Annotated in this window: 30 protein-coding genes; 23 read left to right on the forward strand and 7 right to left on the reverse strand. The window is 72.1% G+C overall.

Annotated elements, in window-relative coordinates; all coding sequences use genetic code 11:
- Positions 1 to 36: 36 nt before the first annotated feature.
- On the forward strand, positions 37 to 1008 hold the full coding sequence (locus tag ABZ128_RS20385; protein ID WP_356850025.1) for a WYL domain-containing protein: 972 nt from the start codon (positions 37 to 39) through the stop codon (positions 1006 to 1008).
- Between the two features lie 60 nt (positions 1009 to 1068).
- Here the strand turns inward: ABZ128_RS20385 and ABZ128_RS20390 are convergent, their stop codons facing one another.
- Together ABZ128_RS20390 and mscL are read right to left on the reverse strand one after the other, a co-directional pair.
- Positions 1069 to 1404, reverse strand: coding sequence for a hypothetical protein (locus ABZ128_RS20390; RefSeq protein WP_356850026.1), 336 nt, complete (start codon positions 1402 to 1404; stop codon positions 1069 to 1071).
- A gap of 142 nt (positions 1405 to 1546) precedes the next feature.
- Positions 1547 to 2014: a large conductance mechanosensitive channel protein MscL gene (gene mscL, locus ABZ128_RS20395; protein ID WP_356850027.1), complete on the reverse strand. Its 468-nt coding sequence runs from the start codon at positions 2012 to 2014 to the stop codon at positions 1547 to 1549.
- Positions 2015 to 2194: 180 nt separating this feature from the next.
- Here mscL and ABZ128_RS20400 point away from each other — a divergent pair, with 180 nt between their 5' ends.
- Both ABZ128_RS20400 and ABZ128_RS20405 read left to right on the forward strand, forming a co-directional pair.
- The gene (locus ABZ128_RS20400) at positions 2195 to 3253 is read left to right on the forward strand and encodes a YihY/virulence factor BrkB family protein (protein ID WP_356850029.1); all 1059 of its coding nucleotides are present in this window, start codon (positions 2195 to 2197) and stop codon (positions 3251 to 3253) included.
- Positions 3243 to 3935 carry a phosphatase PAP2 family protein gene (locus tag ABZ128_RS20405; RefSeq protein WP_356850031.1) on the forward strand — a complete coding sequence of 231 codons (693 nt, stop codon included), beginning with the start codon at positions 3243 to 3245 and terminating at the stop codon, positions 3933 to 3935. Before ABZ128_RS20400 ends, ABZ128_RS20405 begins: the two co-directional genes overlap by 11 nt.
- Here ABZ128_RS20405 and ABZ128_RS20410 read toward each other — a convergent pair.
- Positions 3860 to 5251, reverse strand: a complete 1392-nt coding sequence (locus ABZ128_RS20410) for a hypothetical protein (protein WP_356850032.1) — start codon at positions 5249 to 5251, stop codon at positions 3860 to 3862. The genes ABZ128_RS20405 and ABZ128_RS20410 overlap by 76 nt on opposite strands.
- A 65-nt stretch (positions 5252 to 5316) precedes the next feature.
- Positions 5317 to 7023: a thiamine pyrophosphate-binding protein gene (locus ABZ128_RS20415; RefSeq protein WP_356850033.1), complete on the reverse strand. Its 1707-nt coding sequence runs from the start codon at positions 7021 to 7023 to the stop codon at positions 5317 to 5319.
- Positions 7024 to 7311: 288 nt separating this feature from the next.
- On the opposite strand from ABZ128_RS20415, the gene ABZ128_RS20420 reads away from it, so the two are divergent.
- The 14 genes from ABZ128_RS20420 (at position 7312) to ABZ128_RS20485 (ending at position 17854) form a co-directional block, all read left to right on the forward strand.
- Positions 7312 to 10173, forward strand: a complete 2862-nt coding sequence (locus ABZ128_RS20420; RefSeq protein ID WP_356850096.1) for a peroxidase family protein — start codon at positions 7312 to 7314, stop codon at positions 10171 to 10173.
- Positions 10174 to 10652: 479 nt separating this feature from the next.
- Positions 10653 to 11738, forward strand: coding sequence for a globin domain-containing protein (locus ABZ128_RS20425; protein WP_356850035.1), 1086 nt, complete (start codon positions 10653 to 10655; stop codon positions 11736 to 11738).
- A gap of 42 nt (positions 11739 to 11780) precedes the next feature.
- Entirely contained in the window at positions 11781 to 12392 is a 612-nt protein-coding gene (locus ABZ128_RS20430) for a pyridoxamine 5'-phosphate oxidase family protein (RefSeq protein WP_356850097.1), read from the forward strand.
- A gap of 113 nt (positions 12393 to 12505) precedes the next feature.
- The gene (gene gvpO / locus ABZ128_RS20435) at positions 12506 to 12817 is read left to right on the forward strand and encodes a gas vesicle protein GvpO (RefSeq protein ID WP_356850037.1); all 312 of its coding nucleotides are present in this window, start codon (positions 12506 to 12508) and stop codon (positions 12815 to 12817) included.
- A 36-nt stretch (positions 12818 to 12853) separates the two neighbouring features.
- On the forward strand, positions 12854 to 13285 hold the full coding sequence (locus ABZ128_RS20440; RefSeq protein ID WP_356850039.1) for a gas vesicle structural protein GvpA: 432 nt from the start codon (positions 12854 to 12856) through the stop codon (positions 13283 to 13285).
- On the forward strand, positions 13282 to 14001 hold the full coding sequence (locus tag ABZ128_RS20445; RefSeq protein ID WP_356850040.1) for a GvpL/GvpF family gas vesicle protein: 720 nt from the start codon (positions 13282 to 13284) through the stop codon (positions 13999 to 14001). Before ABZ128_RS20440 ends, ABZ128_RS20445 begins: the two co-directional genes overlap by 4 nt.
- Positions 14002 to 14009: 8 nt before the next feature.
- Positions 14010 to 14246 carry a gas vesicle protein GvpG gene (locus ABZ128_RS20450; RefSeq protein WP_356850042.1) on the forward strand — a complete coding sequence of 79 codons (237 nt, stop codon included), beginning with the start codon at positions 14010 to 14012 and terminating at the stop codon, positions 14244 to 14246.
- 40 nt (positions 14247 to 14286) lie between these two features.
- The gene (locus tag ABZ128_RS20455) at positions 14287 to 14613 is read left to right on the forward strand and encodes a gas vesicle protein (protein ID WP_356850044.1); all 327 of its coding nucleotides are present in this window, start codon (positions 14287 to 14289) and stop codon (positions 14611 to 14613) included.
- Positions 14601 to 15479 carry a GvpL/GvpF family gas vesicle protein gene (locus ABZ128_RS20460; RefSeq protein ID WP_356850045.1) on the forward strand — a complete coding sequence of 293 codons (879 nt, stop codon included), beginning with the start codon at positions 14601 to 14603 and terminating at the stop codon, positions 15477 to 15479. Before ABZ128_RS20455 ends, ABZ128_RS20460 begins: the two co-directional genes overlap by 13 nt.
- Entirely contained in the window at positions 15476 to 15661 is a 186-nt protein-coding gene (locus tag ABZ128_RS20465; RefSeq protein WP_356850046.1) for a gas vesicle protein, read from the forward strand. The genes ABZ128_RS20460 and ABZ128_RS20465 overlap by 4 nt, the downstream gene beginning before the upstream one ends.
- Entirely contained in the window at positions 15658 to 15930 is a 273-nt protein-coding gene (locus ABZ128_RS20470) for a gas vesicle protein K (RefSeq protein ID WP_356850047.1), read from the forward strand. Before ABZ128_RS20465 ends, ABZ128_RS20470 begins: the two co-directional genes overlap by 4 nt.
- Positions 15931 to 15966: 36 nt before the next feature.
- Complete coding sequence (locus ABZ128_RS20475; protein WP_356850048.1) at positions 15967 to 16347, forward strand: hypothetical protein; 381 nt, start codon at positions 15967 to 15969, stop codon at positions 16345 to 16347.
- A 69-nt stretch (positions 16348 to 16416) separates the two neighbouring features.
- Positions 16417 to 16725, forward strand: a complete 309-nt coding sequence (locus tag ABZ128_RS20480) for a hypothetical protein (protein ID WP_356850049.1) — start codon at positions 16417 to 16419, stop codon at positions 16723 to 16725.
- Between the two features lie 118 nt (positions 16726 to 16843).
- Positions 16844 to 17854, forward strand: a complete 1011-nt coding sequence (locus ABZ128_RS20485) for a glutathione S-transferase C-terminal domain-containing protein (RefSeq protein ID WP_356850051.1) — start codon at positions 16844 to 16846, stop codon at positions 17852 to 17854.
- Here the strand turns inward: ABZ128_RS20485 and ABZ128_RS20490 are convergent.
- Positions 17805 to 18938, reverse strand: a complete 1134-nt coding sequence (locus tag ABZ128_RS20490) for a D-isomer specific 2-hydroxyacid dehydrogenase family protein (protein ID WP_356850052.1) — start codon at positions 18936 to 18938, stop codon at positions 17805 to 17807. The two genes, ABZ128_RS20485 and ABZ128_RS20490, sit on opposite strands and share 50 nt — an antisense overlap.
- Positions 18939 to 19144: 206 nt before the next feature.
- On the opposite strand from ABZ128_RS20490, the gene ABZ128_RS20495 reads away from it, so the two are divergent.
- The 6 genes from ABZ128_RS20495 to ABZ128_RS20520 all read left to right on the forward strand — a co-directional run bounded on the left by ABZ128_RS20495 (position 19145) and on the right by ABZ128_RS20520 (position 24290).
- On the forward strand, positions 19145 to 19495 hold the full coding sequence (locus ABZ128_RS20495) for a PRC-barrel domain containing protein (RefSeq protein ID WP_356850054.1): 351 nt from the start codon (positions 19145 to 19147) through the stop codon (positions 19493 to 19495).
- Between the two features lie 642 nt (positions 19496 to 20137).
- Positions 20138 to 21370: an MFS transporter gene (locus ABZ128_RS20500; protein WP_356850055.1), complete on the forward strand. Its 1233-nt coding sequence runs from the start codon at positions 20138 to 20140 to the stop codon at positions 21368 to 21370.
- Positions 21371 to 21422: 52 nt separating this feature from the next.
- Positions 21423 to 21710, forward strand: coding sequence for a DUF6400 family protein (locus ABZ128_RS20505; RefSeq protein WP_356850056.1), 288 nt, complete (start codon positions 21423 to 21425; stop codon positions 21708 to 21710).
- Positions 21697 to 21954, forward strand: a complete 258-nt coding sequence (locus ABZ128_RS20510; RefSeq protein ID WP_356850057.1) for a hypothetical protein — start codon at positions 21697 to 21699, stop codon at positions 21952 to 21954. The genes ABZ128_RS20505 and ABZ128_RS20510 overlap by 14 nt, the downstream gene beginning before the upstream one ends.
- A gap of 122 nt (positions 21955 to 22076) precedes the next feature.
- A complete protein-coding gene (locus ABZ128_RS20515; RefSeq protein ID WP_356850058.1) occupies positions 22077 to 22445 on the forward strand; it encodes a VOC family protein in 369 nt (122 codons plus the stop codon).
- 204 nt (positions 22446 to 22649) lie between these two features.
- Positions 22650 to 24290 (forward strand): phospholipase D-like domain-containing protein, encoded by a 1641-nt coding sequence (locus ABZ128_RS20520; protein WP_356850060.1) that lies wholly within the window; start codon positions 22650 to 22652, stop codon positions 24288 to 24290.
- 76 nt (positions 24291 to 24366) lie between these two features.
- Here ABZ128_RS20520 and ABZ128_RS20525 read toward each other — a convergent pair whose 3' ends face one another.
- Positions 24367 to 25401, reverse strand: a complete 1035-nt coding sequence (locus tag ABZ128_RS20525; RefSeq protein WP_356850062.1) for a cation diffusion facilitator family transporter — start codon at positions 25399 to 25401, stop codon at positions 24367 to 24369.
- Positions 25398 to 25889 (reverse strand): hemerythrin domain-containing protein, encoded by a 492-nt coding sequence (locus ABZ128_RS20530; protein ID WP_356850063.1) that lies wholly within the window; start codon positions 25887 to 25889, stop codon positions 25398 to 25400. Before ABZ128_RS20530 ends, ABZ128_RS20525 begins: the two co-directional genes overlap by 4 nt.
- Positions 25890 to 25978: the final 89 nt, after the last annotated feature.

A 25978-nucleotide genomic window follows, 5' to 3' on the forward strand; every position in this document is an offset into this window, starting at 1 on the left:
GGCACGCAGGCGCGGACGAGGGCGGGGTGGCGGGTGATGAGAGCGGACCGTCTGGTGGCGACGCTGCTCTTCCTCCAGGAGCGGGGACGGGTCACGGTCCCCGAGGTCGCCGCCGAACTGGAAGTGTCCGAGCGGACGGCGCGCCGCGACCTGGAGGCACTGGCCGCGGCCGGCATCCCCGTCTATTCCCAGCGGGGGCGCGGCGGCGGCTGGTCCCTGGTCGGCGGCGCGCGGACCAACCTCACGGGGCTCACGGCCGACGAGATCAGGGCGCTGTTCCTGGTCACCGGCCCCCTGACGGCCACCCCCGAACTGCGCACCACCCTGCGCAAGCTCGTCCGGGCGCTGCCGCCGACCCTTCGGGCGGATGCCGAGGCCGCCTCCCGCGCGGGGGTCACCGACGGCACGGACTGGTCCCGTACGCCCGTCACGGCCGACGCCGGGCACCGGGCTGCGCTCCAGCGGGCGGTGGTCGAGGGGACCCGGATCCGGCTCGGTTACGAGAGCGTCGGCAAACCGGCCGGGGAGCGCCTGGCCGACCCGCTCGGCCTCGTCGCGAAGGCGGGCGTCGACTACCTGGTCGCCGGTACGGACAAGGGCCTGCGGACCTTCCGCCTCAGCCGGGTCACCTCGGTCGAGCTGACGGGCGAGGCGGTGGTGCGGCCACCGGGCTTCGATCTGGCCGAGGCGTGGCGCGCGCTGGCCGAGGAGGTGGAGCAGCGCCTGTACGCGGTGACCGCCCGGGCCCGGGTGGAGCCCGGCGCGCTGCCCCTGCTGCAACGGCTCTCCGGCGGCCGGCTGCGTATCGGGGACCCGCTGCCGGACGGCTGGACGGAGGTGTGGGTGGACGGCCCGGCACCCCAGGCTCTCGCCGCGCACCTGTCCGGGCTGGGCGCACGGATCGAGGTGCTGGAGCCGCCGGAGGTACGGGGGCGACTGGCCCGGCTGGGCGCGGAACTCACCGCCCTCTACGCAGCGGAGGCGGCCGCCGCGCCGGCGGACCGGTAGCCGGGGCCTGCCTCCGGCCGCCGGGCTCCAGCCTCCGGCCTCCCGCCTCCGGCTGCGCCCTCACCGGGAGTCGGCCGGCGGCTGCCAGCCGGGCCACACCACGACGGGCGACCGCGGGGCGCGCCGCCTCTGGGACTCGCGTACGAGGAAGACGGCTCCCGACACGAGCGTCGCGAAGAACGACACCGCCATGACCGCCGGCCGCCAGAAGGTGGCCGCTCCGACGATGCCGAGCCACAACGCTGCCGTACCCGCCGCCACGACCAGCAGCAGCGGGAGCCTGACCGCCGGCGACCACCGGCCGCTCAGCGCGACGAAGGCGTACCCGAGGACCGCCCCCGGAGTCACCGCCACGATCAGACCCACGAACAGGAAGAAGAGAAGAGCGATGACCACGGCGCACTGACCTCCGGATTCATGGCGAACCGGGCACCAGGGCAGGCGGATCCACCTCCCGCCCGCTCCCGCAGGTTCGCCTGCGCGGCCATACTGTCAGATGCTTTGAACGCGTTCAACACGCGCCCTGCCGGTGGCCCGCTCAGGCTCGCCGGCGCGGGTGCGGAGGGCTCTGCGCGGGAGGTGACGGGACGGGAACGGGTTCGAGTTCCCCGGTGCAGAAGGCGCACCGCCGGGCGCGGGCGGGCACGGGGCTCAGGCAGGCGGGGCAGTCCCGCTTGTCGGCCTGGACGTCCTGGTGCGGGGCGAACCGCTCGTGGAGCCTGTTCATCGGGGCGACGACCAGGAAGTACAGGGCGGAGGCGACGAGGGCGAAACTGATCGTGGCGTTGATGAAGCTGCCGTACGGGAAGGCGGTCTTCCCGAGGGTGAACGTCTTGTCGGTGAAGTCTCCCGCCGCGCCCGCGGCCAGCCCCACCAGCGGGGTCAGGAACGCCTTGACGAAGCCGTTGACCACGGCGGTGAACGCCGCGCCGATCACGATGCCCACGGCCAGGTCGACGACGTTGCCCCGCAGGATGAAGCTGCGGAAGCCTGACAGTCCCTTCATCGGGCGTCCTCCGGAGGCCAGTGGTGGATGGGGGTGCGAGCAGGGCGCTCTGCGGCCGTGTACCCGGCTCTTCGGCGTCCACCCGCCCTCCGGGGCCGCTCGCCGGCGGCCGCGGCCACAGGCCGGCCGGGGCGCGGGTCAGGGAGGTTTGGCGGGGACCGGACAGGACAGTCGCCTGATATGAAGGACACCCCACCTCCCCCAGACAGGGACGGGCGCGATGAGGCCCGTCGGCCCCGGCACCGGCCCGATGCCGGACCCGGACCCGGTCCCGGTCCCGAAGTGGAGCGCAACGCGCCCGACGAGCCCACGGAACTCCCGAAGAAGTCCTGGTCGGCAGTGCTGAAGCGGACGCTGAAGGAGTTCAAGGACGACGAGCTGGCCGACCGGGCCGCCGCGCTGACGTACTACAGCGTCCTGTCCCTCTTCCCCGCCCTCCTGGTCCTGGTGTCCCTGCTCGGAGTCGCCGGGACGTCCGCCACCCAGTCCGTCCTGGACAGCCTCCAGAAGCTGACTCCCGGCGCCGCGCGGGACATCGTCTCCGGCGCGGTCCGCCAGCTGCAAGGCGGCCCGGGGACCGGTTCCATCCTGGCGGTGGTCGGCCTGATCGCCGCGCTGTGGTCCGCCTCCGGCTACGTCGCCGCGTTCATCCGCTCCTCCAACGCGGTCTACGACATTCCGGAAGGCCGGCCCGTGTGGAAGGTGCTGCCGCTGCGGCTCGCCCTCACCGTGGGGCTGATGGTCATGGCGGCGATGAGTGCTTTGATCGTGGTGTTCACCGGCACCCTCGCCCGCCGCGCGGGAGACGCCCTGGGGCTGGGCGACACGGCGGTCACCGTGTGGTCGATCGCGAAATGGCCCGTGCTGGTCCTCCTCGTCACCATCATGATCGCCGTGCTGTACTGGGCCTCGCCGAACGCGAAGGGGCGCGGGTTCCGGTGGATCACACCGGGCAGCTTCCTCGCGCTGGTGATCTGGATGATCGCCTCGGCCGGCTTCGCGCTGTACGTGGCGAACTTCGGCTCGTACAACAAGACCTACGGCACCCTCGCCGGCGTCATCGTCTTCCTCGTCTGGCTGTGGATCACCAATCTGGCCATCCTGCTGGGCCTGGAGTTCGACGCGGAGATGAGCCGGGAGCGCGCCATTGCCGGCGGACTGCCCGCCCGGGACGAGCCGTACGTGGAACCGCGCGACACGCGGGAGTGGAGCGAGGAGGACAAACGGCGTGCACAGTGACCGGGCCGCGCTTCCCCGGGGCGCCCGGGCCGCAGCCGGGGCGCCTCCCCGTCCGGTGCGTCACCTGCGCGCCCTCGACCAGGCGCTGACCCGGTCGGCGGCCTCGTGGACGGGCGTGCTGGCCCGCAGGGTGCTCCCGGCCGTCGAGGAGACCGCCGAACACACCAAACTGTGGCTGGGCGCCGCCACGCTCATGGCCGCGGCGGGCGGGCCCCGCGGACGGCGGACCGCAGCCGCGGGGCTGGCCGGCATGTGGACCGCGCAGGCCCTCGGCGGTGTCGTGAAGCACCTGGGGGACCGCCGCCGACCGCCCAAGGAGCTGATCCCCCACGACCAGGTCGAGGACCGGCCCGACACCTCCTCCTTCCCCTCCGGCCACACCGTCGCCGCGGTCGGCTTCACCGCGTCCGTCGCGGCCGCCTGGCCTGCTGCGGCCGTCCCGTGCGGGGTCCTGACGGCGGCCATCGCGCTTCAGCGGGTCCACGGCGGCGCCCACTACCCCAGCGACGTCGCCGCAGGAGCCGTCATCGGCCTCGCCGGCTCCTGCCTGGGCCGCCGCCTGTTCGGACGGTGTGCGGAACGCCTCGCCGCCCGGGCGGCCGGCGCTCACCCCGCCCCGTGCCAGTGCTGGTCGTGGGTGCGGTGGGCCTCGGTCAGACCTTCGCGGAAGTACCGCTCGTAGTAGCCGTTCTCCACGTGGTGCGCCTGCAGCCACACGCCCGGGACGTGGATCGTGTCGCAGTGCGCCGGGAAGCGTCCGTGCGTTTCGTGGATGTAGGTGCAGATGTCCCGCGTACAGGCGATGACGTCGGCGGAGTAGTTGCTCGCCTGGTGCAGGTACTGGCTGCCGAAGTCGCCGCGGTAGATGCGCGCGAACAGTCCCTCGTCGGAGTAGATGCCCGCCGGCCCGAACTTGCCCGCCACGACCTCGTCGACCGCTGCGCCCATGTCGGGGTAGTTGGGCGGGCACATGGCCTTGATCAGGTGCTCGCCGTTGTGCCGGAGCCCGACAGGGCCGGCCCGCAGGGACGCGTACCGCGGGAGCGGCACGTGCCACCGCAGCACGTCCGCCGGCCTCCACCGCGGGGTGACCCAGTCGAAGGCGAGCATGGGCCCGTACGTGGGACGGAACTTCGGGTCGCCCAGCATGATCGGCGGGGCGAGCGAGGCGTGGATCCAGGCGCCGAGGCCCATGGCGTCGGCGGTGAGCATGAGGTTCTGCAACAGCAGGTCGGCCTCGATCTGCGTGCGCATGGCCCAGATCGCGCCCAGGGGCAGCTTGTTGTCCTTGTTCAGGAAGCCCGAGTCGACCCACTTGCGGACGCCGGCGGAGCGGTAGAGGTTCCGGTCGTCGACGATCGACGGCCGGGCTCCCTCGGGCTGGGTCAGGAGGTACATCAGCCCGTTGATGTACTGGCGCGACAGGTCCACCACGGGGAAGAGGACGGTGGTGCCGGGAAGGTTCGACAGGAACCGGTTCGAGTCCAGGTAGGCGGGGAAGTCGCGCTTCCCCTCCGGTACGTCGATGCGGTGGTCGAGCAGCTGCACCTTGGCCTCGGCGGCGCGTGAGCAGAGCGTCTCCGGGTCGAAGGCCGTCGCCGAACCGTCGGGCGGCGGCGGCAGTCTGCGCAGGAAGTACGTACCGCTGTCGTTGATCAGGAAGAAGTGGGTGCCCTGGGCGTTGTCGGGACTGCCCGCGGTACGGCCGGCCATGTTGAGGTTCGGTTTGGCCATGATGGGCTTGCCGTCGCGCGGGTCGGCGAAGGGGCGATCGGGCATGGTCAGGCCTGAGCATCCCGTCATGGCGATCAGGACGGCCTCTTCGAGCTCGGTCAGCGGGGCTCGCGGCGCGGTGGAGGCCCAGCTCATCGACCCGGCCTCGACCGAACTGCCGCGGCTGACCCGGTGGGTGCGCCGACGCCAGATCGACTGCAGCAGCGGGCGGTTCATCAGGTCCTCAAGCCCGGTACGGCTCTGGGTGCTCAGCGGGAACTTCATTCGGCTGTCCCTTCACGGCGCGGGCGATCCGGTCGGGTCGGGTCGGGCGGTATCCGGTCCGGTCTTCAGTCCCGCAGACGTGCTTCGAGGGTCTCGACGAGGCCGGCGATGACCCCGTCGGGCGAGGGGCTGTAGTGCGGCACGGCCCACCGCGTGATCCTGGCGTCGATGAGGGCGGGGCGCCCGGAGGCCAGCGCGTCACGGAAGGCCTTCTCGAACTCGTCCAGCGTCTCGACCCGGTAGCCCTCGGCTCCGCACGCCCGCGCGTAGGCGGCGAAGTCGGGGTTCTGGAACTCGACGAGTGCGGACTCTCCGTAGGTGGTGAGCTGGAAGAGTTTGATGAGCTTGAACTCCCGGTCGTCGAAGATGATCCAGATCACGGGGATCTCGTGCTCGACGGCGGTCATCAGCTCGAAACCGGACAACGCGTAGCAGCCGTCGCCGCAGCCGACCACGACCGTGCGTTCCGGGTGTGCGGCCTTCAGGCCGATCGCTCCGTTGACGTGCCCGGCCATCGGTCCGAAGGAGCCGGCCTTGCGGAAGTTCTGCCCCTCCTCCAGCTCCACGTAGTAGCCGAGCCAGGCGAGATGTGCTCCGGCGTCGGCGAGGAGGATCGCCTGCGGGGGCAGCATCCGGCCGATCGCCTGGGCGAGCTCCCCCGGGTGGATCTTTCCCGTCAGGTGGGTGATGTGCCGGGCTTCGTAGTCCCGGCCCTCGACCTCGACCGCCGGGACGTCACCCACCTTCCGTTCCAGCGCCTCGTGCAGGGCCGCGACGCCCAGACGGGCATCGGAGCGCAGGGCGTGGTCGGGCCGGTAGGCCTTGTGGAACTCGGCCTCGGAGATGTTCACGTGGACGAGCACCTTGTTCTCGAACAGGTCCTCGCGGTAGTTGAACGTGGCATGCTGGTTCAGGGAGTTGCCGATGCACACCACGACGTCGGCTTCGCGGAACGCCTTCCACGCGCTGGAGTGCCCGCTGTCCGCGAAGACGCCGACCGAGAGCGGGTGACCTTCGGACACGATGCCCTTGCCGTCCAGGGTGGTGAGCAGGGGGATCCGGAACCGTTCGATCAGCCGCCTGATCTCCGCGCCCGCTCCGCTGCGGATCGCGCCGAAGCCGACGAGCGCCACGATCCGCTCGCGCCGCGCGAGGGCGCCGGCGAGCACCGCCGCGATCTCCTCGACGCGCTGCGGATCGGGCACGACCGGTGCGACGTCGAGCCGGACGGGCCGGAAGTTGCCGACTTCGACGCCGCGGTGGGTGAGGTCTTCGGGTACGTGGATGTGCACCGGCCCCGGCCTGCCCTCGAAGGCGGTGTTGACGGCCTCCTCCAGTACGTCGCAGGTGTCGGCGGCGTCGGTGAGCAGGAAGGACTTCTTCGTGGTGGCGGCGAACATGGCCCGGGAGTCGGGCGTCCGGTTCAGGCCCGAGGTCTCGTTGAGCGAGCCCCATCCCTGCCAGGCCCGGGAGGCGTACCCCGAAACGGCGAGCACGGGGTAGGAGTCGGACATCGCCACCGCCAGGCCGGAGAACAGGTTGAAAGCCCCGGGGCCCGCCGTGGCGAAGCAGAAGCCGAGCTCGTTGGTGTACATCGCGTAGCCGCAGGCCATGAAGGACGCGGCCTGCTCGTGTCGGGTGATGACGGGGCGGATCTGCTGCGAGTGCTTCAGGGCGAGCATCAGGCCGGCGGCGTTCTCACCGGCGCCGCCGAACGCGGCCCGCACCCCGATGCTCTCCAGCCCTTTGACGATGGCTTCGTAGACTCTCATCGGCGTTCCCTCGTCCCGCCGCCCCTCTTCGGACGTCGAGCCCGTCCGACGTCGAGGAGCAGCCGGTATCGACTCATGCGCTCGGGGCGGCGAGTGGCGGGAAGGATGTTCACCCGCGCCGGACGGCACTGCTGTGCGGTCCTTAAGGAACCAGTCTGCCAGCACCCGGGGCATCCCGCTCCCGCACCGGGGCGGGGCCGGTGCGGGAGCGGCAGGAGCCGGGTGACACCCGTCTGCCCCGTCCCACGCGACGCGGCCGCCCCATGGCGTGAGGGTGGTGGTGTGGACATGGACGAGATCGGCCGGTACGAGCGCTACGTGGGCGGGCATCCGCAGGTGGAACGGCTCGTCTTCGAGCGGCTCGCCCGCGAGCTCATGCAGGTGCAGTTGAAGGCCAGGAAGCGCAGCGGCGCCGCCGACCTGGCGAGGACGTTCCACGCCAAGGCGGCCCTCGGCGTGGAGAACGCCCGGCTGAGGTTCCTCGACGACCTGCCGGCGGACCTGCGGGCCGGCTTCGCGCGCCCCGGCGCCGAGTATCCCGTCACCGTCCGGCTCTCCAATGCGAGCGGCACCCGTCAGCCCGATCAGGCCCCCGATCTGCACGGAGCGGCCCTGCGCGTCGCGGTGGGACCGCAGGAGGCGCACGACCTCCTCATGACGAGCCATCCGGTCTCGCACGCACGCAACGCCCGCGAGTTCGTCGCCTTCGCCAAGGCCATGGCGGGCGCCGACTCCACGCCCCGCAAGGCCCTCGCGCTGTTCGTCACCCTGCCCTTCGCGGTCGGGTGGTCCGCGGCCGCACGCATGCGGCGCAATGTGCGCGCGGGTACGAGCCGTACGGTGCGCAGCCTGGCGCTGGAGACGTACTGGAGCCGCGGGGCCGTCCTGTGGGGCGGGGCGGGACCGGTGCGCTACCAGCTGCGCCCGGCCGCGGGCACTGCGCCGGCGCCGGCCCCGTCCGGCTCCGACCCCGACCACCTGCACCATGAGCTCGCGCAGCGGCTGAGTACGGCCGACGTCGTCTTCGAGCTGTACGTCCAGCGGTACGTCGATGCCCGCCTGACTCCCGTCGAGGACGGCGCGGCCGAGTGGACGGAGCAGGACACGCCGCCGGTGCGGGTGGCGGTGCTGACCGTCCCGCGCCAGGACATCGACTCCGCACCGGCGCGGGCAGCAGCCGAGCGGGTCGACCAGCTCGCCTTCAACCCGTGGAACACCACGGAGGAGTTCCGGCCCCTGGGGAACCTCAACCGGGCGCGAAAGGTCGCCTACGAGGCCTCCAGCGCCCACCGCCTGGGGTACCGGTTCGCCGGTACCGCACCGCGCCGCAATGCCGTACTCGGCGTGCCGTTGCGCGCCGCCTTCCGCGGCCTCGACCGCTGCGTGCCCTGGCACCGGCTGCCCACGCGCCTCGGCCTGCTGAACCTCGTGGCCTTCCGGCAGCAGCTGCGCCGGGACAACCTGATCGACACCGACGTCCGGGAGGCACCGCCGCGGGCCCAGCCCGTGCCCGGGCCCGTCGACGAGAAGCTGCGGATCGCGCGGAGCCACGACGGCACCTACAACGACCTGTCCGCACCGCACATGGGGGCGGTCGGGGCCGCCTTCGGCCGCAACCTCCCGCCCGTTTACCAGCCGGATCTGTTCGACGTACCCAATCCGGTCACCGTCAGCCGGGAGCTGCTGCACCGCGACGCCTTCATCCCGGCGCGTTCGCTCAACATCCTGGCCGCGGCCTGGATCCAGTTCCAGGTGCACGACTGGGTCAACCACAAGCGCTACCCCACCGGTACGCAGTCCGTCGAGGTGCCGCTGCCGCCGGGTGTCACCTGGAAGAACAGGCCGGGCGGCCGGCCCGAGAAGGTGATGCGCTTCGCCGAGAACGAGGGGCTGCGCCCGCCCGGCGACGTGATGCCGCCCATCCTCTTCGGGAATGTGGCCTCGCACTGGTGGGACGGTTCGGAGGTCTACGGCGGTGACGCGGACTCCGCACGGTCGCTGCGCGAGCCGGGCGGCGGCGCGGCCCTGCGGCTGGAGGACGGGCACCTGCCGATCGGGCCCGACGGCCTGCCGCTGACCGGCTTCGCGGAGAGCTGGTGGTACGGCCTGAGCGCCATGCAGACCCTGTTCGCCCGCGAGCACAACGCCGTGTGCGAGGCACTGCGGCAGGAGTACCCGCGGCTGGACGAGGACCGGGTCTACGACACGGCGCGCCTGGTCGTCTCGGCGCTCATCGCGAAGATCCACACGGTGGAGTGGACCCCCGCCATCCTCGCCACCGAAGTGATCGACATCGGACTGAAGACCAACTGGCAGGGACCGCCGAGGAAATGGCTCGAACAGCTGGGACTGTGGCTCTTCGAAGCGCATTCACTGACCGGGATCCCCAAGACCCTGCCGGACCACCACGGCACTCCGTACTCCCTCACCGAGGACTTCGTCACCGTCTACCGCATGCACCCGCTGCTCCCCGACGACTTCGAGATCGTCGACCACCGGCTCGGCAGGCGGCTGGACACCCTCGGCTTCAACGAGGTCCAGGGCGCCGCCGCCGAACCGCTCATGCGCAGGACCGGCCTGGCCAACGCGCTGTACTCGCTCGGCAGCGCCCATCCCGGGGCGATCACCCTGCACAACTATCCGCGCGCCCTCCAGGCCTTCGAGCGGGACGGCGAGATCATCGACCTGTCGGTGGTCGACCTGGTGCGGACGCGGCGCCGCGGGGTCCCCCGCTACAACGACTTCCGGGCGGGACTGCACAAGCCGCGGGTGCGCCGGTTCGAGGACGTCTCCACGGATCCGGAGACGGTCGCGCGCTTGAAGGAGGTCTACCGGGACGTCGACCAGATCGACACCATGGTCGGCCTCTTCGCCGAGAACCCGCCGCGCGGCTTCGGCTTCAGCGACACCGCCTTCCGCATCTTCATCCTGATGGCGACCCGCCGGCTGCAGAGCGATCGTTTCCTCACCGTCGACTTCCGGCCCGAGGTATACACGCCGCTGGGCATGGACTGGATCGAACGCAACGGCATGACCAGTGTCGTGCTGCGGCACTGCCCCGAGCTCGCGGGCCTCCTGCCGCGCACGGCGAGTGCGTTCGCCCCCTGGCGGCCGGCTGCGGTGCGGAAGGCCGACGACGGCCGAGGCTGAGGCCATACCGGCGTTCTGGGGAAGCGACAAGATCTCCGGGCGAGATCTAGCGGATACACCCCTTCCCCACGTCGGCTTCCTCATTGAGGATCATGTGATATCCGGAAGCATCCCGTCCGCTTTTTCGGTTATCGACCCCAATGAGGACCCATGCTTGCACTGTTCACCCCTCCCGCCCCTCCCTCGGCACGTAGATTCGGTGAAGGTTCCGCCCTCGCCCTCGGCACACTCCGGGGACGAGGCTCCTTGAAACAGGCCAAACCCTGCTCCACCCGGCAGAAGCCATCGAAAGTCGCGAGAGGAGGAGCGCTGGCCCCTTGAGGTTCCGGATCAACCGTCCCAGCAGTCCGTCCGCACCCCTGCCCCGGGAGGAAAGAAGCCCGACACCGGCTCCGGCCGCGGCTCCCGCTGCACCACCGGCCGCCGAAGCACCCCTGTCCGATCACGAGATCGCCCTGATCCGGGCTTCCGTGGCGGTGGTGGAACCCCTCGCGCAGGAGATGACGGTCTACTTCTACGCCATCCTGTTCGCCCGCTACCCCGAGGTGCGTCCGATGTTCCCGCCCGGGATGGACGCCCAGCGCGGCCGCCTCCTGCGGGCGCTCCTGCGCATCGTGGACCTCGTCGACGACACCGAGGGGCTGGTCCGCTTCTGCGGGCACCTCGGCCGCGACCACCGCAAGTTCGGGACCCTCGCCGCGCACTTCCCGGCGGTGGGCGAATGCCTGCTCGCCGCTCTGGCCCGCTACGCCGGCCCGGCCTGGAACCAGGACATCGCCGCCGCCTGGACGAAGGCGTACGGCGCGATCGCCCAGGTCATGATCAGTGCGGCCGAGGAGGACGAGGCGGTACGGCCCGCCGTGTGGCCCGCCACGGTGGTGCACCGCCTCTCGCGCGGTCACGGCATCGCCGAAATCACCGTACGTCCCCACATACCGTACGCATACGCCGCCGGGCAGTACGTGAGTGTGGAAACCCCGTGGTGGCCGAAGCAGTGGCGCTACTACTCCCCCGCCAACGCCCCGCGTGAGGACGGCACCCTCACCTTCCACGTCCGCGCCGTGCCCGGCGGCACGGTCAGCGAGGCACTCGTGCACCGGGCCGTGGTGGGCGACCTCCTCCACCTCGGAGCACCCATGGGTGACATGGTGCTGGACGCGGCCGTCCACAGCGACCTGCTCTGCGTGGCCGGCGGCACCGGTCTCGCCCCGATCCGCGCCCTCATCGAGGAGGTGGCCCGCCGCGGTGGACGCCACCAGGTGGACCTGTTCCTCGGCGCCCGCACGGGCGCGGAGCTGTACGGGGTCGACGACATGCTGCGGATGGCCCAGCGGCACCACTGGCTGACCCTGCGCGGCGCGGTCTCCCACGAACACGTCCCCGGGATCCGGGGTTCCCTGCCGCAGGTGCTGGCCGAGTACGGGCCCTGGTACCAGCACGACGTCTTCCTCAGCGGACCCGCTTCCATGGTCGTCTCCGCCAGTGAAACGCTCACGCTCCACGGCACGCTGCCCGACCACATCCACCACGACCCCTTCGAGACCCCCGTCCTCTCCGCCCGTTGAGCCGCTCCCCATCCGCCCTGCCAGGAGAAACCTCCCGTGACCATGCCGCCGCCGTCCTTCGGATCAGCCGGTGAACACCGGCTGCAGCAGCACCTGGGAACCGCCGACCGCGCCGCACGCTTCTACGACCAGCAGGTACACCCCCACCTCACACCGGAGATGCGTGAGTTCATCGGCCGCCAGGCCATGGTCTTCCTGGCCACCGCCGACTCCCACGGGGAATGCGACGCGAGTTTCCGGGCGGGACCGCCGGGGTTCGTCCACGTGATCGACGACCGGACCCTCGCCTACCCCGAGTTCCGCGGGAACGGCGTGCTCGCAAGCGCCGGCAACATGCTGGAGAACCCGCATCTCGGCATGCTCTTCGTGGACTTCACCCACCACCACGTGGGACTCCACGTCAACGGCGTGGCCCGCCTCTACCACGACGCCGACCTGCGCCTGCTCCACCCCGGCCTGCCCAGTGACTCCGCGCCCGGCCGCAATCAGCACCTGTGGGTCCACCTCACCGTCGAGGAGGCCTACATCCACTGCTCCAAGTACATACCCCACATGGAGCCGGCTCCGCGCCCCGGCAGCCATGACGCATCACGCCCCAAGGACGCCCAGTACTTCACCCGGCCACGCGCGGCGCACTGCCCGAGCACGCCGTAACGGGATCCCGCTCCCTGCCCAGGGGCCGTGCCGCGTCAGCGGGCACGGCCCCTCGGTTTTGCCGTGCGGGGTTTGGAGCCGGGGCGACCGGCCATACGCGGCAGGAGGAAGACATGACAGACACATCTCACAACGGCACACCGAAAGAGGCGGAGAGGGAGCGGCCGTTGTCGGCCGCCCGCGTCATCCGTGCGGCGATGGAGCAGCTGTCGGAACTGCTGCGGCTGCCCGTCGAGTCCGTCAGCTCGTGCGAGCGCGCCGAGGACGGCGCCTGGCAGCTCTCGGTCGAGGTCCTCGAACTCTCCCGGATCCCGGACACCACGAGTCTGCTGGCCTCGTACGACGTCGAACTCGACGCCGAGGGCGCATTGCTCGGCTACCGGCGCACCCGCCGCTACGAACGGGGCCGCGCGGACCGAAGGTGACCCGCTCCGCCCCCTACACGAGAGGGAAGCAGAACAATGACCGTCGTCCCTGCCCAGTCCGCAGCAGCCTCCTCCGGAGGCGGCTCCAGCGGGCTGTACGACGTCCTGGAACTCGTGCTCGACCGCGGTCTGGTCATCGACGCGTTCGTGCGGGTCTCACTGGTCGGCATCGAGATCCTGAAGATCGACATACGGGTCGTCGTGGCCAGCGTGGACACCTACCTGAAGTTCGCCGAAGCCTGTAACCGCCTTGACCTGGAAGCCGGTCCGCGCAAGAGCCCCGGCCTTCCGGACCTGGTGGGGGAGATCACCGAATCCGGAGCCCGCGGCAAGTCCAAGGGCGCGCTCAGCGGCGCCGCCCAGGCCGTCTCCGACATCTTCCACCGGGACGACGGCGAGGAGAAGGAGGAGAAGGCCGAGAGCCGGCCGCGCCGGCGGACCACCACCCGACGGGAGGAGAAGGAATGAGCACCTACGTGTACGGAATCGCCCGCGCCTCCCAGCAGTTGCCGGAGTCACTGGCGGGCATCGGCGAGCCGGCCCTGCCGGTCCGGACGGTGCGCAGCGGACGCCTGCTGGCGCTGGTCAGCGACGCACCGGCCGAACTGAAGGCCAAGCGGCGTGACCTGCTGGCCCATCAGCGCGTGGTCATCCAGGCCGGGGCCGGGGGGCCGGTGCTGCCGCTGCGGTTCGGCGGGGTCTCCCCCGACGACGCGACGGTGGCCGCCATTCTCGACGAGCACGAGAGCAGTTACCTGGAGCGGCTCGACGTCCTGGAGGGCAAGGACGAGTACAACGTGAAGGCCGACCACGACGAGCAGGCGGTGCTCTACCAGGTGCTGTCCTCACATCCCGAACTGGCGGCCCGCCTGGAGGCCAACCGCGCTGCGGGTGGCGGCAGTTACGACCAGCGCCTGGAGTTCGGCGAGCTGATGGCCCGGGCGGTCAAGGAACGCGAGGCGGCCGACGCGCTGCTGATCGAGTCCACCCTCTCCCCGCTGGCCGCGGCGCTGCGGCACGGCCCGGAGAACAGTGGCCGGCTGGCGAACCTGTCGTTCCTCGTCGAACGGGAGCAGCGGGAGAAGTTCCTTGAGGCGGTCCGCGCCCTGGCCGAGCAGCACGAGCACCTCAACGTGCAGATCACCGGGCCGCTGCCGGCGTACAGCTTCGCCGACGCGAGCTGAGCGCCGCGATGGGGCTGTTGACGGAGGTGCTGCTGCTGCCGGCCGCTCCGGTGCGCGGCACCGCATGGGTGCTGCGGCAGGTGGTGGCCGAGGCGGAGCGGCAGTACCACGACCCCTCCGCCATCCAACGGGAGCTGGCGCAACTCGTCGCCGCGTTCGAGGCGGGCGAGATGGACGAGGCCGAGTTCGACCGCCGGGAGGACGAGCTCCTGGACCGACTGGAAAGCAGGGTACGACCGCAATGAACAACGGGACGGCGATCGGGCCCGAAGGCCGAGGACGGTCATGACCATGCCCTCCGGCCTGTCACGGCCCTACGACGACGGCAGCAGCGCCAACCTCGCCGACATCCTTGAACGCGTCCTGGACAAGGGCGTGGTGATCGCCGGTGACATCCGCATCAACCTGCTGGACATCGAACTCCTGACGATCAAGCTCCGGCTGGTGGTGGCCTCGGTGGACCGGGCCAAGGAAATGGGCATCGACTGGTGGGAACAGGACCCCGCCCTGTCCTCCTCGGCCCGGCACACCGAACTCGGCCGCGAGAACGAACAACTGCGCCGGCGCATCGCCGAGCTGGAGTCCAGCCCGGAGCAGACATGGCAGACATGAACCACCCCGACGACCACGCCGACAAACACGACCACGACCACGACCGCGACCGCGAGAACACCCTGCTGTACGTGTACACGGTCGTCGAGGCCTCCGCCCGCGATGCCCTTCCCGACCTGCCGGCTCCCCTGGGCGGTGGCCTGCGGCTGGTGGAGCACGCAGGGCTCGCGGCCGTCGTGGAGCCCGTCGAGGCGAGTCGCTTCGACGAGGAACCGCTGCGCGCACAGCTGGAAGACCTCGACCGGCTGTCCGAGCTGGCCCGCGCCCACCACGGCGTGGTCGCCGCCGTCGGCGACCGCACCACGACCGTCCCGCTGCAGCTGGCCACCCTCTGCCGCGGCGAGGAGAGCGTACGCCGCCTGCTGGACGAGGCCCACCAGCAGATCACCGCCACGCTGGAGCGCATCGCCGGTGCGCAGGAGTGGGGGGTCAAGGTCTACGCCGACGCCCCCTCCTCCCCACAGGAGCCGGCCCCGGCGCCGTCCGTGGCTCCGGGCCGGCCGCCGGACGGATCGGGCGACGGATCTGCCGGGCGCGACTACCTGCGCCGCCGGCTCAAGGACCGCCGCGCCCGGGAATCCGCCGGGGAGGAGGCCGCCCGCATCTGCGAGGACATCCACCGGGTGCTCTCCGGGCACGCCTCCGCGGCGGTGCTGCACCCGCCCCAGCAGCCCCAGCTCTCCGGGGCGCCGGGACGCAACGTCCTCAACGCCGCCTACCTCGTACCCGTCCACGCCCGCCGGAGTTTCACCGAGGCCGTCCCCTCCCCCCGGATGCTGCCCCGCGGGCTGCGCCTGGAGGTCACCGGCCCGTGGGTGCCCTACTCCTTCGCCGCGGGCGGCCGGGGCGGGGAGTCCGCCTCATGACGGGTCAGCAGGAGCTCGCCCTCGTCGACCTGCTCGACCGGCTGCTGGCGGGAGGCGTCGTCCTGGCCGGCGACATCACCCTGCGCATCGCGGACGTGGATCTCGTACGCATCGACCTCAAAGCCCTCATCAGTTCCGTCAACGACGCCGTACCGTCCCCCTGGAAGCAGGTGGCCCCATGAGCCGGCCCCAGCGGGTCGAACTCGACCCCGACACCGTGGAACGCGACCTGGCCCGCCTGGTCCTGACCGTCGTCGAGCTGCTGCGGCAGCTGATGGAACGCCAGGCCCTGCGCCGCGTGGAATGCGGCGACCTCACCGAGGAGCAGGAGGAGCGGCTGGGACTGACCCTCATGCTGCTGGAGGACCGCATGGGGCTGTTGCGCAGCCGCTTCGGCCTGACCCCCGAGGACCTCAACCTCGATCTCGGGCCGCTCGGCAGGCTTCTGTAAAGGTTTAGCGACGGCGGATGCGGCCAGACGCGGAACATGACTGCATCCGAGAAGTCCACCAACTCCAAGGCCTCTTCCAGCAGTTCCCGCTCGAACGGGGCCACCACCAGGCAGCGCGCCACACAGGCCGCACAGGCCGGCGCGAAGACCGCCGCCGACGCCAAGGACGAGGCGACGGGCACGCTGACGGTGCTGCCCGCCCCCCTCGCGGAGAAGACCCGTGTCGCAGCCCGGGCCCTGCGGGGCGGCGTCGACCGCGCCGGTCTGCTGTGGAGCGCCGTCCGCGCCCGCAAGGCCGTGGCCGCCGGCGCCGCCACCGGCACGGCCACCCTCGTCGCCGCCTCGTACGCGGTCGGCCGGCGGGCAGGTCTGCGGCGCCGCGGCCCCCTCTCCCGGCTGACGGGCGGCCGTCTCTGACCCGGCCGGGCGTCAGCGCGTCCGAGCCACACCATGCCCGTCAGGGCCGTACCTCTACCAGGAGGCGACATGTCCGCACGGGGCAGACTGTCCGCACGTGAGGCCGCTGCGTGGAACCAGCTGGAATGGCAGCTCACGGCCGAGCCGCCGGCCACCGGCCGGCTCGTGCCGGGCCCCGGGGCAGGCCCCGCGCCCGCCGCTCCGGTGAAGCGGGCCGTGGCCGCCCTCTTTCTGGGGGCGGCGCTCGCGGTGCTGGTCACGAGCGCCCTCGGCGGCTCCACGGCCGCGGCCGTGGCGGCGGTGATGGCGTGGATCGGTGCGGTGAGCACCGCCTCGGCGGTGTTCGGGCACCACCCCGGCGCCCGTCGGCGTCGCTGAGCCCCTGCGCATCCGCGCAGGGGCCGCGCGGGGGAAGATTCACCCGGTCAGGGAGGATCTGTGCCAGTCTGTTCCTTTATATGCGTTCGCCGCTGCGGATTCCGGGTAGGGGTTTCGGATGAGCTACGTGCACCCCGGCGAGGAGTACTCCCGCGACAGCCGGTACCTCACCACCCGGATCACCGCGGACGGCCGCGACGGCTTCCCCGTGGAGCCCGGCCGATACCGTCTGGTGGTCAGCCGCGCCTGCCCGTGGGCCAGCCGGGCGGTGATCGTGCGGCGGCTCCTCGGGCTGGAGAAGGCCCTGCCGATGGCCATCGCCGGGCCGACGCACGACGAGCGCAGCTGGACGTTCGACCTGGACCCGGACGGCCGTGACCCGGTGCTCGGCATCGAGCGGCTGCAGGAGGCGTACTTCGCCCGCGAACCCGGCTACGACCGGGGGATCACCGTGCCGGCGATCGTGGACGTGCCCACCGGCAAGGTGGTGACCAACGACTTCCCGCAGATCACGATCGACATGTCGCTGGAGTGGCGGCCGTACCACCGCGACGGGGCGCCGGAGCTCTACCCGCCGGCGCTGCGGTCGGAGATCGACGCGGTGAACCAGGTGGTCTACAAGGACGTGAACAACGGCGTCTACCGGGCCGGTTTCGCCGGGTCGCAGGAGTCGTACCGCGAGGCGTACGGGCGGCTGTTCGCCCGGCTCGACTGGCTCTCCGAGCGGCTTGAGCGGTCCCGCTACCTCGTCGGCGACACGCTCACCGAAGCCGACGTGCGGCTGTTCACCACGCTGGTGCGCTTCGACGCCGTCTACCACGGCCACTTCAAGTGCAACCGGCAGAAGCTCTCGGAGATGCCCGTGCTGTGGGCGTACGCCCGGGACCTGTTCCAGACGCCCGGCTTCGGCGACACGGTCGATTTCGACCACATCAAGAGGCACTACTACCTCGTCCACGAGGACATCAACCCGACCCGCATCGTTCCGGTCGGCCCGGACCTGTCGGGCTGGCTCGAACCGCACGGCCGCGCAGCCCTCGGCGGACGCCCCTTCGGCGAGGGCACCCCGCCCCAACCGGTCAGCCCCGAGGAGGCCGTCCCGGCCCGCCACACGCCGTTGACCCCGTGAACTTCCCCGACAGGAAGCGTTCGAACTCGGCCAGCAGCCGACGCGAGGCCTCCTGCATCGCGGACCGGGTCATGCCGGCCGCGTGCGGCGACAGCAGACAGTGCGGATTGCCGGCGAGCACCGAGGAAAATCCGGGTCCCTCCACCTCGAAGGTGTCCACGGCGGCCCGCGCGGGCCCGGAGAAGGGGTCGCGCAGGGCCCGGTCCAGGGCCTCCTCGCTCACCACGCTCGCCCGGGCCGTGTTGACCAGGACCGAACCGTGGCGCATCAGCCGCAGCTCCCGTTCACCGATGAGCCCCTCGGTCTCCGGCGTCGCAGGCACGTGGACGGAGACCACGTCGCAGACGGCCAGCAGCTCGTCGAGGGATTCCACCCGACGTCCGGGCCAACCGGCCGCCCGTTCCGCGGTGAACCTCGGCGACCCGAACACCCGTACATCGGCGCCGAAGGCCCGTACCAGTTCCGCCACGCGCCGCGCGATCGCCCCCGAACCCACCAGCCCGACCCGGGCATCGGCCAGGCTCCCCGTGGGCAGCGCCGTGACCGCCTCGCTCCAGGAGCCGTCGCGCAGGGCATTCGCGCGCCAGGAGATCCCGCGCAGGGCGTCGAGCATGAGCGCCACGGCCAGTTCGGCCACCGCGCCCGCGTTCGCCCCCGCGGTGGTCCTGATCGCCACCCCGAGCCGCCGCGCCGCCGCATGGTCGAACGTGTCGGATCCCGAGGCTGCTCTTCCCGCCAGGACCAGGCGGCGCCGCAGGGTGCTCGCCGTCGCCCGCTCAAGCACCGCCTCGGTGAGCGGGATGCCGGCGCGGCACTTCAGGACGTCGTGGCCCCGGCCTCCGTCCTCAAGCTGCGCGGCCAGCTCCTCCTCCGAGAATCCGTCGAAGTCGACCGTGTCCCACTCAGCCTCGACGCGGGCTCTCAGTGCGGGGTCGTCCATGCGCCGCACGTTGACGGTCGGGGTGAGCCCCAGCCCTGCGAGCGCGTTGAGCTCGGCCAGTGCCGTCTCGCCGGGGCCGGCGTCCACGACGAGGACCCGTGCCGGGGCGCGGGTGGACCGACGGTGCGGATGTACCCGGCTCACGACTCCCCTGCTCCCCCGTGTCCCCCCGCCTCAGGACCCGGCAGCGGGGGCCGCCCTTGATCATCTCCTTCGCTGCCGCCGATCCGCAACCTCGGGGGCGCAGGTGTCGGGGGCGGTCGGCGGGGCAGACGGGCGGTCAGGCCGCTCCGCGATCCCGGCGGGTCCGGGGCGGGTGCCGTTCGAGACCGGAAGAGAGGGAACTCCTCGTGAACGTGAACGTGTGGGGATACCGCGAAAACGCGGGCCGTCTGCAGGCCCTCGACCTGACGGGCTACAAGGTCGAGGCGGCGGACGGCGCGATCGGAAAGGTCAGCAAGCACTCCGACGAGGTCGGGTCCTCGTACATCGTCGTGGACACCGGCCCGTGGATCTTCGGGCGGGAGGTCCTGCTCCCGGCGGGCACGGTCATCCACGTGGACACGGAGGAGGAGACGATCCACGTCGACCGGACGAAGGACCAGATCAAGGCGGCCCCCGAATTCGTCGGCGAGCGGCACCTCGGGGACACCGACTACTACAGCCGCATCGGCGGCTACTACGGCAACTTCCTCGGCTGACCCCCTCGTACGGGGCCGCCGTCCTGCGGCCGTCCTTCGGCGAGGCGGTCGCCGAGCGGGCTGCGCCGGTTCAGGACCCGGCGGCCCTGCCGGGCGCGGGTGACCAGCCCGGCGGCGGGCTCGACCGTGGCCGGCGGCTCCGCCGGCAGGCCCGGCAGCCGGGCGCTCGGGGCACCGGGGAGCGGGACGAGGGCGGAGCCGGCCGCCTGACCGGAGCGGGGCGTGGCGGGGACCGGAGCCCAGAAAGCGTCGCCACCCCGCGGCTGGGGTGGAACAGCGAGGGCCGTGCCCGCGCGCTGACCGCCGGCGCCGGCTTGTGGGCGAAGACCGAGTCCTCGAAGGAGGGCGCGAACACCGCGGGGCCGGGCGTCAGGAAGTCGGGAGGGCGAGCCGCACCCCCACCAGGGACACCGGCAAGCCCGCGTCCAGCACGTCGAGGGCGCCGAGGACGGACCTGCGCCCAGGCAGGTGGAGGCGGAGGGGCACGGGTCGTACAGCACCCGCAGGCTCAGTACCGCCTCGGTCCGGGGTGAGACGGCGAACCGGGTGTCGGCGAGGTCCTCGACGCGAGCTCGAAGCTGATCATTGAGCCGTACGCCACATCGGTGGGCAGATCCCCGCCCGTGCCGTGGACTGGGGGGCATGACCTTCCCCGCCGTCGCCCCCGGTACGGGCCCGCGCGACGTCCGCATGAGCCGCCGCCTGGTGCTGATCCTGTCCGTGACCTGTGCCGTGGCCGTGGGGAACCTCTACTTCCCGCAGGCCATCGCCCCGCTGATCGCCGCCGGGCTGGACGTGCCGGCCGAGGACGCGACCCTGGTGGTGACCGCCACCCAGCTGGGATACACCGCCGGGATGGTCCTGCTGGTGCCGCTCGGCGACCGGCTGCGCCACCGTTCGCTGCTGGTCGTGCTGCTCTCGCTGACCGGTCTGGCCCTGCTGGGCGCCGGCTGCGCCCCGGCGCTGGCGCCGCTGGTCGCCGCGAGCGCCCTGGTCGGGCTGACCACGGTGGCCGCGCAGATCATCGGCCCGCTGGCGGCCGGCCTGGTGGCGCCCGAGCGCCGGGGCGCGGTGCTCGGGACCCTGCTGAGCGGATCGACCGGGGGCATGCTGCTGGCCCGGACGTTCAGCGGGACGCTCGGCGAGTGGCTGGGCTGGCGGGCCCCCTATCTGGTGGCCTCGGTGGCGGCCTTCGCCCTTGCGGCCGTCCTGGTGTTCGCGGTCCCGGCCACCACCCCGGCCGCTTCCGCCGCCCGGCGGCCGTACGCCGCCTTCCTGGCCGAACCCCTGCGCCTGTTGCGCACCGAGCCGGAGCTGCGGCGGTCCTGCCTGTACCAGGCCTGCGTCTTCGGCGGGTTCTCGGCCACCTGGACCGGACTGGCCCTGCTGCTGACCGGGCCGGTCTACGGCCTGGGTGCCCAGGCCATCGGCCTGCTCGCCCTGGTCGGCGGCCTCACCATGGGGTGGACCCCGTTCGCCGGACGCCTGGTGGACCGCCATGGACCCGACCCCGTGAACCGGGCCTCCCTGCTGGGGGTCCTGCTCTCGGCCGCGGTCCTCGCGCTGGGCGGGCTGGGCGGTACGGCCGGCCTGGCCGCGCTCGCCGTCGGGACGCTGCTGCTGGACGTCTCGATGCAGTCCGGCATGCTCGCCAACACCTCGCGGATGTACGCCCTGCGCCCGGACGCCCGCAGCCGGCTCAACACCGCCTACATGGCCTGTGCCTACACGGGCGGCACCGTGGGCTCCTGGCTCGGCGTGCGGGCCCATGCCGCCTTCGGCTGGACCGCGGTCTGCATCCTGGTCGCGCTGCTCACGACGGTCGCCCTGGCCCGTCACCTGACGGCACGGCGCGGCGGCCCGGGCCTGCTGTGACTCCACTCACTCGGCCTTGACCGGGGAAAGAAGGGTTACCTAATTTCCCTGTATGACCCCCCACCGCGAACCCCACCCCGACGGCCCGGCCGGGACGCCCGACAGCCGTGCGTCGGCCGGTTTCGACCTGGACTTCACCGCCCACGAGATGGAGCGGCGCGCCCAGGTCCTCGCCGCCCTCGGGCCGGACTGGGATCCGGTCGAGGTGATGCGGGGGGAGGAAGAGGCCTACGACCTGCTGTACTCCGGTCTCGACGCGGAGCAGCAGCGCGTGTACGAGGAGCTGGTCGCGGCCGGCGTGCTCCCCCGGCGCGAGGGCGGCGGTCGTGCTGCCGCGTGACCCGCAGGCCGACCCCGGCCGCCGCGCCTGGGTGGCCTGCCCCCAGTGCGACGACGCCCGGGGCTGTGAGCCGTGCGCCGACCGGCGCACCTGCTCGGTGCACTGGCGCTACCTCCTGACGAACACCGGCAGCCTGCTGCACCTGCAGTGCCCGTCCTGCTCGCACGTCTGGGCCCACGAGAGCGGCTTCGGCGCGACCCGGTCCCTCTGGAGCCGCATCACCAGCGGCCTGTCGCGGCACTGACCCACCGCCCCGGCACCCGGAAGCCGGTCTCCTGCGGAACGGGAGCTTCAGCGGACCGCGCCCTTAGGGTGGGCCGACCGGCATGCCGATCGGCGTGCCGACACCGAGTCCGAGGAGCGGTCGTGTCCCTGCGGTTGAAGCTGGCTGCGATCACGCTCGACTGCGCCGACCCCGAGGCGCTGGCCGCGTTCTACCAGCGGGCCATGGGCCTGGAGGCCCATCCCGAGTCCAACGGCGACTTCGCGGGCCTCACCCGCGAGGACGGCCTCTTCATCGGCTTCCAGCGGGTCGACGGCTACGAGGCCCCCCGCTGGCCCGGCCAGGGCAGGCCGCAGCAGGTCCACCTCGACTTCACGGCCGACGACCTCGACGGCGCCGAGGCCGCCCTGCTGGAGTGGGGGGCGACGAAGCCGGCCCACCAGCCCGGCGGCGAAAGGTGGCGGGTCCTGCTGGATCCGGCCGGGCATCCGTTCTGCCTCACCCGGAGCTGATGCCCCGCCCCCCTGCACGCGCACGCCCGTTCCCTGACACCCCGCCACCTCCCCTACGCGGCCGGGAGTTGACGGCCGGAGCGGGTGGCTGAAATGCGCGCGAGCGATTGCCCTCTTTTTGTGACCCGGTGGTAACTTCCGCGAGTTGATCTTGCCGGTCGCCCCTGCCGCGGCGACGGCGATCCCTCGTTCAAGGAAGTCACATTGCACCGCCTCTCCCCGTACCGCCCGTCCGCCCTCCTCACCCGCGCCGCCGTCTCGGCGGCGGTGCTGGCCCTGCTGCCCGCCCTTCCGGCCGCGGCCGATTCGGGGCGCACGCCGGCGCCCCATCTCGACGCCGTCGAACAGACGCTCCGCCAGGTCTCCCCCGGCCTGGAGGGCCAGGTGTGGGAGCGGAGCGAAGGCAACGTCCTCGACGCCTCCACTCCGGGAGGCGGCGACTGGCTGCTGCAGACCCCGGGCTGCTGGGGCGATGACACCTGCGCCACCCGGCCCGGGTCCCGGCAGCTGCTCTCGAAGATCACCGAGACCGTCTCGCAGGCCAAGCACACGGTCGACATATCGACCCTCGCCCCGTTCCCGAACGGAGCCTTCCAGGACGCGGTCGTCGCCGGCCTCAAGGCCGCCGCCCAGGGCGCCGGCGGCAACCGGCTCAGGGTGCGCGTGCTGGTGGGGGCCGCACCGGTCTACCACCTGAACGTGGTGCCCTCGAAGTACCGGGACGAGCTCGTGGCCAGGCTCGGGGACGACGCCCGGAACATCGACCTCAACGTCGCGTCGATGACCACCTCGAAGACCGCGTTCTCCTGGAACCACTCCAAGATCCTCGTGGTAGACGGCCGGTCCGCGATTACGGGCGGGATCAACAGCTGGAAGGACGACTACCTGGAGACCGCGCACCCGGTCGCCGACGTCGACCTCGCGCTCAAGGGGCCCGGGGCCGCCTCCGCCGGCCGCTACCTGGACGAGCTGTGGTCCTGGACCTGCCAGAACAAGAGCAACATCGCCAGTGTCTGGTTCGCCTCCTCCAACGGCGCCGCGTGCATGCCCTCGCTCGCCGCGCAGACCGGGCCGGGCGCTCCCCCGGCGGCCCCCGCAGCGGGCGGCGTGCCGGTCATCGCGGTCGGCGGGCTCGGTGTCGGCATCAGGCGCAGCGACCCCGCGTCCTCCTTCCGGCCGACCCTGCCGAGCGCCCCGGACACCAAGTGCGTGGTCGGCCTGCACGACAACACCAACGCGGACCGCGACTACGACACGGTCAACCCGGAGGAGAGCGCCCTCCGGGCGCTGATCTCCAGCGCGAACCGGCACATCGAGATCTCCCAGCAGGACCTCAACGCGACCTGCCCGCCGCTGCCGCGCTACGACATCCGCGTCTACGACGCCCTCGCGGCCAAGCTGGCCGCCGGAGTGAAGGTCCGGATCGTCGTGAGCGACCCGGCCAACCGGGGCGCGGTGGGCAGCGGAGGGTACTCGCAGATCAAGTCGCTGTCCGAGGTCAGCGACACCCTCCGCGACCGGATCGCCCTGGTCACCGGGGACCCGGGCAAGGCCAGGGCCGCGATGTGCTCGAACCTCCAGCTGGCCACCTTCCGCAGCGCGCAGAGCCCGCGGTGGGCCGACGGCCACCCGTACGCGCAGCACCACAAGCTGGTCTCGGTGGACGACTCGGCCTTCTACATCGGTTCCAAGAACCTCTACCCGGCGTGGCTGCAGGACTTCGGCTACATCGTGGAGAGCCCGGCCGCCGCCCGGCAGGTCGACGCCCAGCTGCTCGCGCCGCAGTGGCAGTACTCCCGCGCGACCGCGACGGTCGACTACGAGCAGGGCATCTGCCAGGGCTGACCCCCGGATCGCCGGATCCCCGGCCCCCAAGGATCCGGCCCGGCCCCGGCACCCGTCCCGGTGGCTTCCCCCGCGCTCACTCAGGGCGCGGGGGGCGTGGGTGTGCGCTGGAGCGGCGGGCCGCCGCGGCGTCCGTGACGTCCAGGAAGACCTGCTCCAGCTCGGGCCACCGGCTCTTCAGCTCGGTGCGGATGCGGACCATCGCCTCCTCCACCGTCTCGCTGTCGTAGCCGGCCGTCAGGTCGATCCCGGCGGCGAGCAGCACCGCGTCGGGCCCCAGGCGCATGGTCAGCAGGCCCGTCACCGAGTCGATCTCGGGCTGCGCTTCGAGCAGGGCACGGATCTCGTCCTGCAGGCCGGAATCGGCCGCCTCGCCGATCAGGTGGGCCCGTGCGCCCTTGCCGAGCACGTACGCCACGTACACGAGCAGCATGCCGATGAGGACCGAGGCGCCCGCCTCGTACGCCACCCGGCCCGTCGCCATGTGCAGCGCCATCCCCGCCATCGCCAGGACCACGCCCACGCAGGCCGTGGCGTCCTCCGCGAGGACGGTACGCAGCGCCGGATCACGGCCCTGCCGCACCTCCTCGGCGATCCCGTGTCCGGCGGCCCTGGCGGCACGGCGCACCTGGAACACGGCCCGCAGCAGCGAGGCGCCCTCGGCCAGGAGCGCGACGAGCAGCACGATCAGGCCGACCACGTAGCCCTCGTGCGATGCGCCGCCGCCGGAGCGGAACGCCTCCACCCCCTGGAACACCGAGAAGCAGCCGCCCGTGACGAAGATCCCGACAGCGGCGAGCAGCGACCAGAAGAACCGTTCCTTGCCGTAGCCGAAGGGGTGGCGCTCGTCGGCGGGGCGCCTGCTGCGCCGGACCGAGGCCAGCAGGAACACCTCGTTGATGCTGTCGGCCACGGAATGGGCCGCCTCCGAGAGCAGGGCCGGCGAACCGGCGATGACACCGCCGACGGCCTTGGCCACGCAGATGGCGAGGTTCGCCGCGAGGGCCGCCCACACCGTCAGACGCGTCTCACCGTCCCGGCCGCCGGCCGCGGCCCCGGGCCGCGCCCCGGCCCCTGCCCCGGGCGCGTGGGTGGCTTCGTCGGCCGTCATCCCCGTACGAGGGCGCGTACGCTCTCGATGCTGCCGCAGTCCGCCGCGAGCTGCCGTTCGCGCTCGCGCAGGAACGCGGCCGCCAGCTCGCTCCGCCGCTCGTCCGGCACGCTCTCCCTGGCCCCGTTGAGGATCGTCCGCTCCTCCTCGTCGATGTGGTGGGAGACCGCCTTCACCAGTTCCTCCAGGCGCTCGTCCCACTCGTCCGAACCGATCTCGGACACCTCCAGCAGCGCCAGCAGGGCCTCGTTGCCCTCGGCGTGCTCCTCGGAGCCGTGTTCCACCTCGTGGTTGTCGACGCCCTTGAACCGCTTGAGGGCGCCGTACACCTCGGCTTCCTCCGCCTCGCCGTGGGCGATCAGCAGGGCGGCGAACTCGCGCAGTGCCCCCGCCCGGTCCGCTTCCACGCTCCGCATCCGCCGGAAGAGCTCCTCCATCGTCCGGTGGTCCTTGAGGATCACCTCGATGATGTCCTGCTGCACGGCCATGGCCTGCTCCTTTCCTTCCACTCCGGTGCGCGGCGATCCGCATGCGTCCTTTCGGACGTGCTCGCTGCGCGGCCGTTCAAACGTGGGTG

The sequence above is a fragment of the Streptomyces sp. NPDC006326 genome (genome assembly GCF_040612915.1).
Taxonomy (GTDB): Bacteria; Actinomycetota; Actinomycetes; order Streptomycetales; family Streptomycetaceae; genus Streptomyces.